The sequence below is a fragment of the Bradyrhizobium sp. SZCCHNRI2009 genome (genome assembly GCF_032485115.1).
GTDB lineage: Bacteria > Pseudomonadota > Alphaproteobacteria > Rhizobiales > Xanthobacteraceae > Bradyrhizobium.
This window is the reverse complement of sequence record NZ_JAUEUH010000001.1, coordinates 563,663-577,266: the sequence shown is the minus strand read 5'-3', so window position 1 is coordinate 577,266 and position 13,604 is coordinate 563,663. Positions and strand designations below refer to the sequence as shown.

11 protein-coding genes are annotated in these 13,604 nt (G+C 66.3%); 5 read left to right on the top strand and 6 right to left on the bottom strand.

Going from position 1 to position 13,604, the window contains the following annotated elements; translation table 11 throughout:
- Positions 1–178 precede the first annotated feature (178 nt).
- Together QX041_RS02545 and QX041_RS02540 are read right to left on the bottom strand one after the other, a co-directional pair.
- The gene (locus QX041_RS02545) at positions 179–1,024 is read right to left on the bottom strand and encodes a hypothetical protein (RefSeq protein WP_316164418.1); all 846 of its coding nucleotides are present in this window, start codon (positions 1,022–1,024) and stop codon (positions 179–181) included.
- Positions 1,025–1,279: 255 nt separating this feature from the next.
- Positions 1,280–2,479, bottom strand: coding sequence for a TrmJ/YjtD family RNA methyltransferase (locus tag QX041_RS02540; protein WP_316164417.1), 1,200 nt, complete (start codon positions 2,477–2,479; stop codon positions 1,280–1,282).
- A 299-nt stretch (positions 2,480–2,778) separates the two neighbouring features.
- Between QX041_RS02540 and QX041_RS02535 the strand changes: the two genes are divergently transcribed.
- Entirely contained in the window at positions 2,779–3,993 is a 1,215-nt protein-coding gene (locus tag QX041_RS02535; RefSeq protein WP_315714857.1) for an NADP-dependent isocitrate dehydrogenase, read from the top strand.
- A 99-nt stretch (positions 3,994–4,092) separates the two neighbouring features.
- On the top strand, positions 4,093–4,599 hold the full coding sequence (locus QX041_RS02530) for a DUF3455 domain-containing protein (RefSeq protein WP_315826318.1): 507 nt from the start codon (positions 4,093–4,095) through the stop codon (positions 4,597–4,599).
- Positions 4,600–4,605: 6 nt separating this feature from the next.
- Here the strand turns inward: QX041_RS02530 and QX041_RS02525 are convergent, their stop codons facing one another.
- Entirely contained in the window at positions 4,606–6,264 is a 1,659-nt protein-coding gene (locus QX041_RS02525) for a copper resistance D family protein (RefSeq protein ID WP_315714859.1), read from the bottom strand.
- A gap of 2 nt (positions 6,265–6,266) precedes the next feature.
- A complete protein-coding gene (locus QX041_RS02520) occupies positions 6,267–6,632 on the bottom strand; it encodes a copper resistance protein CopC (protein WP_315714860.1) in 366 nt (121 codons plus the stop codon).
- 319 nt (positions 6,633–6,951) lie between these two features.
- Between QX041_RS02520 and ilvD the strand changes: the two genes are divergently transcribed.
- From ilvD to QX041_RS02505, 3 genes are all read left to right on the top strand, one after another.
- On the top strand, positions 6,952–8,793 hold the full coding sequence (ilvD, locus tag QX041_RS02515; RefSeq protein ID WP_315714861.1) for a dihydroxy-acid dehydratase: 1,842 nt from the start codon (positions 6,952–6,954) through the stop codon (positions 8,791–8,793).
- 216 nt (positions 8,794–9,009) lie between these two features.
- A complete protein-coding gene (locus tag QX041_RS02510) occupies positions 9,010–9,975 on the top strand; it encodes an amidohydrolase family protein (RefSeq protein WP_315714862.1) in 966 nt (321 codons plus the stop codon).
- A 394-nt stretch (positions 9,976–10,369) separates the two neighbouring features.
- Positions 10,370–10,873 carry a hypothetical protein gene (locus tag QX041_RS02505; protein WP_315714863.1) on the top strand — a complete coding sequence of 168 codons (504 nt, stop codon included), beginning with the start codon at positions 10,370–10,372 and terminating at the stop codon, positions 10,871–10,873.
- A gap of 105 nt (positions 10,874–10,978) precedes the next feature.
- On the opposite strand, the gene QX041_RS02500 is transcribed toward QX041_RS02505, so the two are convergent.
- Complete coding sequence (locus QX041_RS02500; protein ID WP_315714996.1) at positions 10,979–12,001, bottom strand: fatty acid desaturase; 1,023 nt, start codon at positions 11,999–12,001, stop codon at positions 10,979–10,981.
- A 443-nt stretch (positions 12,002–12,444) separates the two neighbouring features.
- On the bottom strand, positions 12,445–13,524 hold the full coding sequence (locus QX041_RS02495; RefSeq protein WP_315714864.1) for an AI-2E family transporter: 1,080 nt from the start codon (positions 13,522–13,524) through the stop codon (positions 12,445–12,447).
- Positions 13,525–13,604 lie beyond the last annotated feature (80 nt).

The window sequence follows — 13,604 nt, the reverse complement described above, 5'->3', positions numbered from 1 at the left end:
CCGCACAGTTGCAACGATGAAAGGGCAATGCGCAGACCATACCGTTCGAACCCGAGCGTTCCGTAACCCGCCGCGTGCGGATTTGACCGGGCATTTTCACTCAAATGCGCACGCGCGCGTTAAGCATGCGGCCGGAGAACAGCTCGCTGCGGGATTGCCGTGCCTCTCCGCATGACTTTTACGGCATGATGCGGAGCGCGCGCGCCTCCGCCTCGGCGACCGAGCGTTCGCGCGATGTCAACGGACACTCGGCGAGAGCCCGGTCGATCAGTTGCATGGCGTCGCGCTCACGACTCTGGTCGAGCATCAGCTCGGCGGCGAAGAAGCTCGCCTCGCAACGCCGTGCCCGGCGCGTGACGGGAGCACCGCGGTCGGCCGCCGCAAGCACAGCCTCTGGCGTTTCCTGCCCGAGGAAGAGACGGACGATCGGGGCCGGCCATTTACCCATGTCGAGCCGCTTCGCGTGGTCGGCGAGCTCGCTCCCCAGCCCGGCACGGCGGCGCGCCAGATCCAGCCACAAGGCCGCCTCGGCATTGTGGGGATCGATCTCGCTGAGCCATCTGAAATCGTCCTGCGCCTCCTCCAGGAGACCGGCCTGGAAGCTTGCGATCCCCAGCGCGCGATAGGCCTGCGCGCGGTAGCCGTTGCGACCGAACGCCCGCCCGAAACCCGACCCCGGCTGCGGCTCGCTCTCGCGCAGATCAGGAGCGGCGCGATCGAATGCGGCAAGAAGACCAGCCGAGGACTGCTCGATGACGATCTTGTAGTCGTCGATCGCATGCTCGACATCTCCCTTGTGGAAGTAGGCGCCGGCGCGTGCGAAACGGGCTTCGATCACCTGCGGCGTCGCCGGCTTGCCGCGCTCGATCACCGTAGTGCAACCAGCGATGCGCTCGTCGGCACCGAGATCGGCCGCCGTCGTGCACCGCTTCGGTGCCGCCGGTTCGGCGCTTGCCGACAAGCCGAAGATCGAGCCGATGATCAACGCACAACACAGAATCGAGCGCCATCGTCGCGTAGCCATGAATGCCCCCTTAGGTCTTGCTCTTGGTGCTGCGATCTAACCAGAACCGATTGGGAGAACCACAATCTGGAATTGCGTTCACAAATCATCGTTCAGCCGGTGTAAACGAGATCGCAGACTCGGGGCCTGCCGGGCGCGGATGAGTTGCGAGGGCCGCGCATGCCACGCGGCAACTCAATCGACGCTTGCGCGTGATGAACGGACGCGCGAAGCCATTGATAGCCGCCACGCGGCTCGCGATGCGACCGTCGGCGACTACTTGGCTGCGGCGATCACCGCCTGCAGCCGCGCCAGCTCGGCCTCCAGATTCGCCTCGACATCCGCCGCCTTCACCTCGGTGACGCGATAGTCGCGGCTTTCCAGCCACGCCCGCCTTGCGCTGCGATCCGCCACCACGCCTTCGCTCTCGTCCGGGCCGACCAGCTCGATCGCGAGGCGGTGGATGAAGGAGACGAAGTCGGGGATGTGGCGGCCGACCGGGGTCTGGCGCTTGAACTGGCCGGCGAAGCGGCGGTCGCGCGACAGCGCGTGCCACAGCGCGCGCTCGGCGTCGGTCGGGTTGCGGCGGAGCAGCCGCGCCAGCCCGCGCAGCGAGCCGCGCGAATCCGGCAGGTTGGCCACCGTGCCCTGCTCGGCGATCAGCGCCCGCAGGCGCGTCGCCTGCTCGCTGTCGAGCACGCCGCCCTTGGCCGGCCCCTTGCGCCCCTCGGCGATCGCCATGACCACGCCGTGCAGGGTGTGGATGTCCTGCCGCGACGGCTCCATGCGGAAGAAGATGTTGCGCAGGTTGACCAGCATGGTCTCGCGCTTCTCGGCGGGCCGCAGGAATTCGACCCGGTCGAGCTCGCGCACCAGGTTCTCGAAGAACGCCTCCATCTGTCCCTGGCTGGCGCGCTCCGAGCGTTCGGGCATGGCGAAGGGCAGCGCGCCCGATGTCACCAGCTTGAACCATTCATAGCCCATCAGCAGCACCGCCTGGGCGAGGTTCAGCGAGGCAAAGCCGGGGTTGACCGGGTAGGTGATGATGCGGTTGGCGCGGGCGACCTCCTCGTTGGTGAGCCCCGCCCGCTCGCGGCCGAACAGGATGCCGGCCCGGCCGCCGCCGGCGATCTGGCCCTGCATCTCGCGGGCGGCCGCCTCTGGTCCCATCACCGGCTTGGCCTGGTCGTGGGCTCGGGCGGTGGTCGCGAACACCAGGTCGAGGTCGGCGATCGCCTCCGGCAGGGTGTCGAACAGCCGGACATGATCGATGATGTGGTCGGCCCCGGCCGCCGCCCGCTGGGCGGCGATGTTCGGCCAGCCGTCGCGCGGGTTGACCAGTCGCAGCTCCGACAACGCAAAATTGCCCATGGCGCGCGCGGCCATGCCGATGTTCTCGCCGAGCTGCGGCTCGACCAGGATCACCACCGGCCCTGCGATCTCCACGCCCGCCTTCGTCTTGTCGGTGCCCGACACGCTCAATCCTCGACTTCCAGATCCGGTTGAAGCGCCGATCGCGCCCTGCCCGCTCGTTGGCCCGGCCGATGAGAATTCTCAAGCAAAATAATCGGCTTACGCCTGAATTTTGCAGTTTGCGCGAAACGGCAGGCCGGCCCGCGGCCTGCCGTTGCCCACCGCATGAGCGGGCTGCGAAAATCAGCACCGGACGCATACCGGGTGCGCTTCCGCCCGCGGTGCAGCAGTGCTATGACGCGCTTGATTTCACAAGCGCTTTCCATTCCTGGCGCGCTGTTCCCAAGAAGGCCCCATCGATCATGGCAAAAATCAAGGTGACCAACCCGGTCGTCGAGCTCGACGGCGACGAGATGACCCGGATCATCTGGCAGTACATCAAGGACAAGCTGATCAACCCCTTCCTTGATATCGACCTGATGTATTTCGACCTGGGGATGGAAAGCCGCGACAAGACCAACGACCAGATCACGATCGATGCGGCCAACGCCATCAAGAAGGTCGGCGTCGGCGTGAAGTGCGCCACCATCACCCCGGACGAGGCCCGGGTGAAGGAGTTCGGCCTCAAGGAGATGTGGAAGTCGCCGAACGGCACCATCCGCAACATCCTCGGCGGCGTCGTGTTCCGCGAGCCGATCATCTGCAAGAACGTGCCGCGCCTCGTTCCCGGCTGGACCAAGCCGATCATCATCGGCCGTCACGCCTATGGCGACCAGTACCGCGCCACCGACTTCAAGTTCCCGGGCAAGGGCGTGCTGACGATGAAGTTCGTCGGCGACGACGGCACCGTGATCGAGAAGGAAGTCTTCAAGGCACCCGGCGCCGGCGTCGCGATGGAGATGTACAACCTCGACGAGTCGATCTACGACTTCGCCCGCGCCTCGCTCAACATGGGCCTCGCCAAGAACTACTCGGTCTACCTGTCGACCAAGAACACCATCCTGAAGGTCTATGACGGCCGCTTCAAGGACATCTTCCAGGAGGTGTACGAGAAGGAGTTCAAGGACAAGTTCGAGGCCAAGAAGATCACCTATGAGCACCGCCTGATCGATGACATGGTCGCCGCGGCGCTGAAGTGGTCGGGCGGCTATGTCTGGGCCTGCAAGAACTATGACGGCGACGTGCAGTCCGACACCGTGGCGCAGGGCTACGGCTCGCTCGGCCTGATGACCTCGGTGCTGATGACCCCGGACGGCCAGACCGTCGAGGCCGAGGCGGCCCACGGCACGGTGACCCGCCATTTCCGCGAGCACCAGAAGGGCAAGGAGACCTCGACCAACTCGATCGCCTCGATCTTCGCCTGGACCCGCGGCCTGTCGCACCGCGCCAAGCTCGACAACAATGCCGAACTGGCGAAGTTCGCCGCCACCCTGGAGAAGGTCTGCGTCGACACCGTCGAGTCCGGCTACATGACCAAGGACCTCGCGCTCCTGGTCGGCGCCGATCAGCGCTGGCTCTCGACCACCGGCTTCCTCGACAAGATCGCCGAGAACCTGACCAAGGCGATGGCGGCGTAAGTTTCCCCACTTTCGCCTTCTGGTTTCGTCACCTATCAACGGGCCGCGCTACAAGCGTGGCCCGTTTCTGTTTCACTCCTGCTGTCGAGGAACCTGATCATGCGCTTGACCTCATCGCTCGCCCTGCTGTTGCTCGGGGCCCAGATCGGCTCCTCCTACGCTGCAGAGACCACGATTCCCGACGCGCTGATCGCCGCCGGCGAAAAGGCCGTACTGACGCTGCATGCCGAAGGCGCGCAGGTCTACGACTGCAAGACCGACAAGGACGGCAAGCTCGCCTGGACCTTTCGCGAACCGATCGCCAGTCTATTCGAGGACGGCAAGACCGTCGGTCGGCACTACGCCGGCCCGAGCTGGGAGCACCAGGACGGCTCGATCGTCGGCGGCCGCGTCCAGGGCACCGCCATCGGCGCCACCGACAACGACATCCCCTGGCTGAAGCTCGCCGTCGTCTCCCACCGCGGCAGCAAGGGCGTGCTGTCGGACGTCACCACCGTGCAGCGGATCAACACGTCGGGCGGCAAGCTGGAGGGCGCCTGCGAGACCGCCGGGCAACTCCGCAGCGTGGCCTATTCCGCGGACTACGTGTTCCTGCAGAAGCAGTAAGGCTGCTCACGCCTCGCGATAATCCAGCAGGATCAGCCCGACCAGCACGAAGGCCACCGGCCAGACCCAGGCGGCGGCGCGGCTGATGCGGCCGTCCAGGCGCAGCTCGAGCCAGCGCGCCCAGCCGGCGATGATGCCGCACAGCGCCAGCGGCGTGTGGCTCATCTCGATCAGGAGCTGATCCTTGATGTTGGCGATGGCGTGCGAATGGGTCAGCAGCAGCGCGCCGCCGGCGGCGACCGTCAGCGGAAACACCAGCGCCGCCCGCCCCGCCTGTTGCCCGCGCAGCCGCACCCGCCATTCGAACAGGCCGAACAGGACGATCAGCACCACGAACAGCCGGTGCTGCGCCACTTCGGGATCGCGCAGCGACGCGAAGAAGCCGATCGGGCCGAGCGGCCAGGCCATCTCGTCGGCGCGGAGAAACAGGAACGCCGCCATCACCAGGAACAGCAACGGCCAGTGCCGTGCCCAGCGTCCCCAGGCGAAGCGTTCGATCAGCGCGAGCAGCCCGATCAGCACGACGAAGATGCCGGCCCAATGGTGGTTGTATTCCGACCAGGCGATTTCGGCGGCGCTGCGCGGCAGGATCACGCCCTCGCCCGGCACGTAGGCTTGCGGCGCCGTCACGCGCTGCGCGTCGGCGGCGTCGATCCTCGCCTGCAACTGCGAGATCGTGAGCTGGTCGACCGAGGGGCTGGTCAGCCGCGGCCGTTGCGGCGCGGCGCGCTCGACGATCTCGGCCCAGTTCAGGCGGTCCTGGCTGAGGTCGATGCCCGGCGGCAGCGAGGTCAGCGAGCCCGCCGTCAGGAGCACCGTCAACCCGATGCCGAGTTCGACCTCGACGAAGCGCTTCATCCGCAGCAGCGGCGCTGCGGGATCACGGCGACGCAGGCGCTCCACGGCCAGGAAATTGCCCGCCCCGAGCGCGAGCAGCATCAGCAGCATCGCGACCTTGGCCGAGGTCATCACACCATAGGCCGTACCGTAGATCGCCGCGAACGAGCCGAGATAGGCGATCGCCATCACGATGCCGCCGAGCACGATCGCCGCCACCGAGACCATCGACATCAACGAGTAGCGCCGTCCGATTCTGCGCTGATCGTCATCCGCCTTGCAGCCGTTCAGCGCCATCATGAAATACGGCAGGCCGCCGATCCAGACGCCGGCGCCGAGCATGTGAAGGAAGTCGGCGGCGAGCAGCGGCCAGCGCACCTCGAGCCGGCTCGCCGCGTGCGTCAGGTTGAGCTGCAGCAGCAGCGCTGAGACGGCCAGCACGGTCAGCGTCAGGACGCGCCAGGCGGCCCAGCTGCCGGTCCGGGCGAGCACGGCGATGCCGAGCGCGCACGCGGCAACAGCCAGGCCGGAGCGTGCGAAATCCGCGCTCGCCGCCGCGCCGAGCGACAGATCGAGCGTCCCGATCAGCGCGCCCATGTTGACTGCGAGCGAAGCCAGCACGACCGCGAACCAGCCGAATGCGCTTCGGCGCAGGAAGCGCTGGCCGCGCTTCCCGACCACGATCGCGTCAGCGGACAGCCTTTGCTGTAGCGGGCGCAGCAGCAACAGCAGAAATGCCAAGCCGCCGATGGTGAAGGACTGTGCCAGCAGGGTCAGGCCTCGCAGCACCACCGAGAGATAGCCGAAGATGTCGAGCAACAGCGACACGGCTAGCGCACGTTGAAAGGAATGTCGCCGCGGGTGATGTGGCCATCGACGCTGAGCACCTGCCATTGCAGGTGCCAGGCGCCGGGGCTGAGCGCCTTGGCCTCGGCGTCGATCTCGTCGGCCGGCGCATCGACTGCCGGAGTAAGCGCCTGCTCGGCACCGTCGGGCGCGCGCAGCTTCAGCCGCGAGCGGGCGTGATCGATGCGGCTGTTGAAGCGCAGCCGGATCATTGTCGGCTGCGTCTCGATGGTCCCGCCCGCCGCGGGCTGCGACGAGACGATGACGGCATGAGCCGAGGCGGCGCCGGGAACGCCCAGAAGCAGCGCGGCAAGGGTCGGCAGATGGCGGAAGCGGATGACGGACGGCATGGGACGCGCGGGCGGCGGAGGCTGCGGCAGGAACGTTCGGGCTGGATCGGGACGAACAAAACTCGACCGTTCTAATCTAAGCGACCTTCCTGTTCCCCACGTAGCCACAAACGCGTGACCGGGGCCGGCCGGCACCTCCGGCAGCGGCACGAGGCCCCGGCCCTGCCCGCAGGGCATCCCGGAACAGCGAAATTTAGGGTCGAATCATCAAGCACTTCGCTGTATGCCTCGCCGCATCATTGCCGTCCGTCGGTTGTCGGGACCCTTCCGCCCGCGGACCAACATTGCCTGATCCCGAGGAACGCCTAAGGAAACCGTCATGCCCGCCTATCGCTCCCGAACCTCCACCCATGGCCGCAACATGGCCGGCGCCCGCGGCCTGTGGCGCGCCACCGGCATGACCAACGAGGATTTCGGCAAGCCGATCATCGCCGTCGTCAACTCCTTCACCCAGTTCGTGCCCGGCCATGTCCACCTCAAGGACCTCGGCCAGCTGGTCGCCCGCGAGATCGAGAAGGCCGGCGGCGTCGCCAAGGAGTTCAACACGATCGCTGTCGACGACGGCATCGCGATGGGCCATGACGGCATGCTCTACAGCCTGCCGTCGCGCGAGCTGATCGCCGACAGCGTCGAATACATGGTCAACGCGCACTGCGCCGACGCCATGGTCTGCATCTCCAACTGCGACAAGATCACGCCCGGCATGCTGATGGCCGCGATGCGCCTCAACATCCCCGCGGTGTTCGTCTCCGGCGGCCCGATGGAGGCCGGCAAGGTCAACATCGAAGGCAAGCTGCGCAAGGTCGACCTGATCGACGCGATGATCGTGGCCGCCGACGACAAGGTGTCGGATGCCGATGTCGAGGTGATGGAGCGCTCGGCCTGCCCGACCTGCGGCTCCTGCTCGGGCATGTTCACGGCGAATTCGATGAACTGCCTGACCGAGGCGCTCGGCCTGTCGCTGCCCGGCAACGGCTCGGTGCTGGCGACCCATGCCGACCGCCGCGGCCTGTTCGTCGAGGCCGGTCATCTCGTCGTCGACCTCGCCCGCCGCTATTACGAGCAGGACGATGCGTCCGTGCTCCCCCGCAACATCGCCAACTTCAAGGCGTTCGAGAACGCGATGAGCATGGACATCGCGATGGGCGGCTCGACCAACACCGTGCTGCATCTGCTCGCCGCCGCCCATGAGGGCGAGATCCCGTTCACCATGACCGACATCGATCGCCTCTCGCGCAAGGTCCCCTGCCTGTGCAAGGTCGCGCCGGCCGTGGCCGACGTGCACATGGAGGACGTGCATCGCGCCGGCGGCGTGATGGGCATCCTCGGCGAGCTCGCCCGCGCCGGCCTGCTGCACACCGAATTGCCGAGCGTGCATTCGGCCTCGCTGGCAGCAGCGCTGGAGCGCTGGGACATCCGCCAGACGTCGAGCGAGAGCGTGAAGAACTTCTACATGGCCGCCCCCGGCGGCGTGCCGACGCAGGTCGCGTTCAGCCAGGACCGCCGCTATCAGGAGCTCGATCTCGATCGCGAGAAGGGCTGCATCCGCGACCTCGCGCATGCCTATTCCAAGGATGGCGGCCTCGCGGTGCTGACCGGCAACATCGCGCGCGACGGCTGCATCGTGAAGACCGCGGGCGTCGATGCCTCGATCCTGAAGTTCTCGGGTCCTGCGCGCGTGATGGAGAGCCAGGACGCCGCGGTCGAAGCGATCCTGACCAACAAGATCAAGGCCGGCGACGTCGTCGTCATCATCTATGAGGGCCCGCGCGGCGGCCCGGGCATGCAGGAGATGCTGTATCCGACCAGCTATCTGAAGTCGAAGGGCCTCGGCAAGGCCTGTGCACTGATCACCGACGGCCGCTTCTCCGGCGGCACCTCGGGGCTGTCGATCGGCCACGTCTCGCCGGAAGCCGCCGAGGGCGGCCTGATCGGCCTGGTGCAGGACGGCGACCGCATCGAGATCGACATTCCCAGCCGCGCCATTCATCTCGCAGTGTCGGACGAGGAGCTCGCCAACCGCCGCGCCGCGATGGAGGCGAAGGGCGATCAAGCCTGGAAGCCAAAGACGCGCGCCCGCAAGGTCTCGACCGCGCTGAAGGCCTACGCCGCGTTCGCGTCGAGCGCCGCCAAGGGCGCGGTGCGGATCGTCAAGGAGTAAGACCGATCTGTTCGGTCGGCAGCACCGGTCCTTTCCGACCGGTTGCTGCGGCCGGCGGCCGCGGCCTCACCATAGACTTCCTCGTCTCGCTCTCGTCCTGCGAACAGCCATGCCGCACTTCGTTGTTGCCCACTGACGACAGCGGGTTCAGGCTCCCTTCATCGACAATGAGCGCGTCAGCCACAATGCACGCGCCAGGCCCTGGGAAGGATCGCCATGCTGAACCGCCGCAGCCTGCTGCTCGCCTCGCTTGCCGCCGGAGTGACGATGACCACGACAGCCGCGCGCGCCAAGCCGGCGCAACCTTCGACCCCGGTCGATTTCGACGTGCCGGCGCAAGCCTGCGACTGCCACACCCATATCCACGGTGATCCGAAACAATTCCCGTTTGCAGCGAACCGCGTCTACACGCCGGAGCCGGCCCTGCCCGAGGAGATGGCGGCGCTGCACAAGGCCCTGCACATCCAGCGCGTGGTGATCGTGACGCCAAGCGTCTACGGCACCGACAACTCCGCGACGCTGTACGGGATGAAGGCGCGCGGCAATGACGCGCGCGGCGTCGCCGTCATCGACGACAAGACCACCGAGGCGCAATTGGATGCCATGCATGCCGAGGGCTTCCGCGGCATCCGCCTCAATCTCGCGACCGGTGGCATCAATGACCCCAATGTCGGCCGCGCCCGCTTCCAGGCCGCGGTCGAGCGGATGAAGGCGCGGGGCTGGCACGTCCAGCTCTACACCAACACGGCGATGATCGCGGCCATCAAGGACCTCGTGATGCAATCGCCCGTGCCGGCCGTGTTCGACCATTTCGGCGGCGCGCAGGCCGATCTCGGCCTCGGGCAGCCGGGCTTTGCCGATCTGGTCGAGCTCGTCCGCAGCGGCAAGGCCTATGTGAAGATCTCCGGCGCCTACCGCGCCTCGACCCGCGGTCCCGACTACACCGATGTGATCCCGTTCGCGAAGGCCCTGATCGAAGCCAACCCGGACCGCATCGTCTGGGGCACCGACTGGCCCCACCCGGATTCGTCGCCGCATCCCGAACTGAAGGTCACGGATATCAGGCCCTTCTATCCCATCGACGACGGCCGCCTGATGAACCAGCTCCCGGTCTGGGCGCCGGACGCCGCGGTCCGCGAGAAGATCCTGGTCGATAATCCGGCGAAGCTGTACGGGTTTTGATGGCGTTGTTAGTCCGTAGGGCGGGTTAGCGCAGCGTAACCCGCCGCACGATGCTACGCCGCCCTGAAGGCCTACGCCGCGTTCGCCTCAAGCGCCGGTGAGGGATTGAGCCTTTAGCCCGCAGGACGGACAAGGCATCTGCCTTCGCTCGACAGAGCGAAGGAAGATGCGTGCCTGCCGTCCTACTATGAGGTCGATTACTACGACCGACGGGCGGTGGGCACGGCGCGTCCGCTGACACTCCGCACCAGCCTTTTACTCAATCTGAAATTGCACTCCACTCGTGATGGTTGATTCAGATCAACGCCCGATCTAGCGCCGTGCCGATACTGCGTCAGAATAGGGCCGCACGTGTCCCGGCGGTCACGCCGGCCCGCATGGATGGGAGACGATCATGTCACAAGAGCCGCTCCTCGACGAGCCGCGCCTCGCCTACCAGATCATCGTCACTGCGCCGGGCACGAGATCGCAGAACTGGCACGGCGTGCTGTACGATCAGAAAGGCGAGCCCATGACGATCGCCGCCGGCGCGACGGTCAAGACCGGCGTCGGCGTATTCGTCGGCGTCCCCGAGGACCGTCCTTTCCATCCCTTTGGTGCGATCCACGCCGACACCATCGCCTGGATGAAGACGGCGCAGGGCAACGTCATCATGGACACCGAGCCCTGGGCCTACCGGCTTCATGTCGGCGCGGAAGGCTCCAAGAACGAAGGCTGGCAGGGCGAGTTGCTGCATGGTCGGGGTGTGGTCGGGCCCCAGCCCGGCAAGTTTGAAACGCCGATGGGACCGTTCATCTGGTTGGAACGGACTCACCCCTGGGGCCTCGGCGGCTGGTTCCACGCATCCTGGTCGGCGGCCCAACGACAGGCACCGGCCAAACAAAGCGGCGCGGCCTGAGACGCGCGCGGTCGTCGCGCCTGGGTTTCCATCTGACGGCCCAATCCGCCGGCTCAGAACTTGTATGTGGGCAGGTCGTTCGCGCGCCTCTGCCTCATCTACGTACTATGGTTGTGGCCCAGCGAGCTTCGGTGTCGTTGTCCGAAGCTCCAATGCTCCCGCTCCGGCTTCGCGGAACGACACCAGCCGGCGCTGCGACTCGTCCCACAGCACCAGCCGGACGCAGCGCAGGCTCTCGGGCAGCGTGATGCGGCCGATCTCGCGCAGCTCGGGATGATCGCGCAGCACCACCGGCAGCCTGTAATAGGGAATCCGGCTCGAGAGATGGTGGACGTGGTGGATGCCGATATTGGCGGTGAGCCAGTGCAGCCATGCCGGCAGGTCGTAATGTGAGCTGCCGTAGAGCGCGGCCTGCTGCTGCGTCCAGCGCTCGCTCCGCTCCCAGACGGTGTGCTCGAACTGATGCTGGACATAGAACAGCCACACCCCGGCCATGGCGGCGAGCAGCATGATCGGGAGATGCACGACCAGGAACGCCTGGATGCCGATCAGCCACACCAGCCCGGCGACGATCAGGGCGATGCCGAAATTGGTCGCCATCGTGCTGACCCAGGGCGACCAGCCGGCGCGCATGAGGCCGAACGGCAGGCGGTGCTGCAGGAAGAACAGGTAGGCGGGTCCTGCGACGAACATGACCAGCGGGTGGCGGTACAGCCGGTAGCGCAGACGGCCCCAGGTCGATCGCGCCTGATATTCCCGCACCGTCAACGTATCGATGTCGCCGATGCCGCGCCTGTCGAGGTTGCCGCTGCTGGCGTGGTGGATCGCGTGGGTGCGCCGCCACCAGTCGTAAGGTGTCAGGGTCAGCACGCCGAGGACGCGGCCGACCCAGTCGTTCGCCTGACGCCCGGCGAAGAAGGTGCCGTGGCCGCAATCGTGCTGGATCATGAACAGGCGCACCAGGAAGGCGCCAGCAGGAATCGCGATGAGCAACGACGCCCAGGCATGGCCGAGCGAGAATGTGAACCAGGCTGCCGCCCACAGCGCCACCAGCGGCACCGCCGTGATCACCAGCTCGGTGACGCTGCGGACGCGGTTTGGTGTGCGATAGCTGCTGAGAATCTGCATCCAGTAGCGGGCGTCGGCCGCCGCGCGGCCCTCGTCGTCGCCGGCGCGCGGCGTGGCGCGGTCCTTGGGCGGCACAGTCGCCGTCGCGACTGGCTGATCGAACTGCAATGTCGTCTCCACCTTGTGTTCTTGGCGATCGCGCATGGCGCGACCGCGGCCAAATGGACCCCTGCGCAGCGCCGAACGGGCTGCAGGAGTTCGAAATCACGAGCTTTCGTCGGTTTAACCGCCGTCGAAGCCAAATGGTTCATCGTGCGCCCCGCGATGAACCGCTCTGGACGAGAAAGTCTGGGATGCGGACGCCCGTCAGGAGACGGGTAAAGAGCGCGTGCGGCGGATCAATGGAACTTAACCCGTCGAACGCCTCATTGCTAGGAGAGGACGGGTTACGATCCGTTAATCCGCCCGATGAAATGCCGCTTCGATTGTGCACCGCGTTCCCTTCACCCCGTCCCGCGCGAGGCATCCTGCGCCACGGCCCCCTCGCGACGCGAGGTGGAGAAAATGTCCCAGATTGCGATGAACATTGCCGCGATCACGGGCCCGATGACGAACCCGTTGAGGCCGAATGCCTCGATCCCGCCCAATGTCGAAATCAGCACCACATAGTCGGGCATCTTGGTGTCCTGTCCGACCAGGATCGGACGCAGGACATTGTCGACGAGGCCGATGACGAGGGCGCCATAGGCGATCAGGACCACGCCCTGCCAGATCGATCCGGTGGCCAGGAGATAGAGCGCGACCGGAAACCAGACGAGGCCCGCTCCCACTGCCGGAAGCAGGGACAGGAAGGCCATCACGACCGCCCACAGCAGGGGCGCGTTGATGCCGAGAAACCAGAACATCAGGCCGCCCAGCGCGCCTTGCGCCAGAGCGACGAGCAGACTGCCCTTCACCGTCGCGCGGATGACCACCGTGAATTTGCGCAGCAGCGCATCGCGTTGCTCCGGGCGCAGGGGAATGGCGCTCTTGATGCGCTCCGATAGCGTCTCTTCGTCACGCAGCAGGAAGAACAGCAGATAGACCATGATGAACAGATTGACGAAGACCTCGAACGTCCCCTGTCCGATCACGAGCGCCTGGCTCGCAATGACCTCGCTGCCCTTCAGCAGGCCGGCCGACAGCTTGTCCTTCATTCCGGCGAGGCTGCCGAGCCCGAATCGGTTGAGCATATCGACCACCCATGTCGGAAGCGCGGCCAGCATCTTCCGAAAGTACTGTCCGATGTCGAGCTGACCGGACTGCATCTGTTTGTAGACTCCGGAGGCCTCCTGCGCCAGCGACGCCCCGATCAGTGACAGCGGAAGGATGACGATCACGACGAAGATCAACACCACGACGGCCGCCGCCAGGCCGTGTCGGCCGTGCATCGATCGCGACAGCCAGCGGTGCAGCGGAACGAAGACGATGACGCCGATGATGCCCCACAGAACCGCGCCGTAGAACGGCAGCAGGATCCACCCGAACATCAGCGATATCGCGACGAGCAAGAGAAGCAGGGCTCGGTCTTCGAGGCTACGCATCTGGCTTTCCTATCGGACCGGGACCGTGAGTTGGACCGTTCCTTCCTCCACGGCGGACGGTTTGCCGCCTGGTCGCGAGA

What these genes read in the sequence shown, in the direction of transcription:
- QX041_RS02545 (WP_316164418.1), bottom strand. Translation starts at nt 1,024, where the DNA reads ATGGCTACGCGACGATGGCGCTCGATTCTGTGTTGTGCGTTGATCATC.
- QX041_RS02535 (WP_315714857.1), top strand. Translation starts at nt 2,779, where the DNA reads ATGGCAAAAATCAAGGTGACCAACCCGGTCGTCGAGCTCGACGGCGAC.
- QX041_RS02530 (WP_315826318.1), top strand. Translation starts at nt 4,093, where the DNA reads ATGCGCTTGACCTCATCGCTCGCCCTGCTGTTGCTCGGGGCCCAGATC.
- QX041_RS02520 (WP_315714860.1), bottom strand. Translation starts at nt 6,632, where the DNA reads ATGCCGTCCGTCATCCGCTTCCGCCATCTGCCGACCCTTGCCGCGCTG.
- ilvD (WP_315714861.1), top strand. Translation starts at nt 6,952, where the DNA reads ATGCCCGCCTATCGCTCCCGAACCTCCACCCATGGCCGCAACATGGCC.
- QX041_RS02510 (WP_315714862.1), top strand. Translation starts at nt 9,010, where the DNA reads ATGCTGAACCGCCGCAGCCTGCTGCTCGCCTCGCTTGCCGCCGGAGTG.
- QX041_RS02505 (WP_315714863.1), top strand. Translation starts at nt 10,370, where the DNA reads ATGTCACAAGAGCCGCTCCTCGACGAGCCGCGCCTCGCCTACCAGATC.
- QX041_RS02500 (WP_315714996.1), bottom strand. Translation starts at nt 12,001, where the DNA reads ATGCAGATTCTCAGCAGCTATCGCACACCAAACCGCGTCCGCAGCGTC.
- QX041_RS02495 (WP_315714864.1), bottom strand. Translation starts at nt 13,524, where the DNA reads ATGCGTAGCCTCGAAGACCGAGCCCTGCTTCTCTTGCTCGTCGCGATA.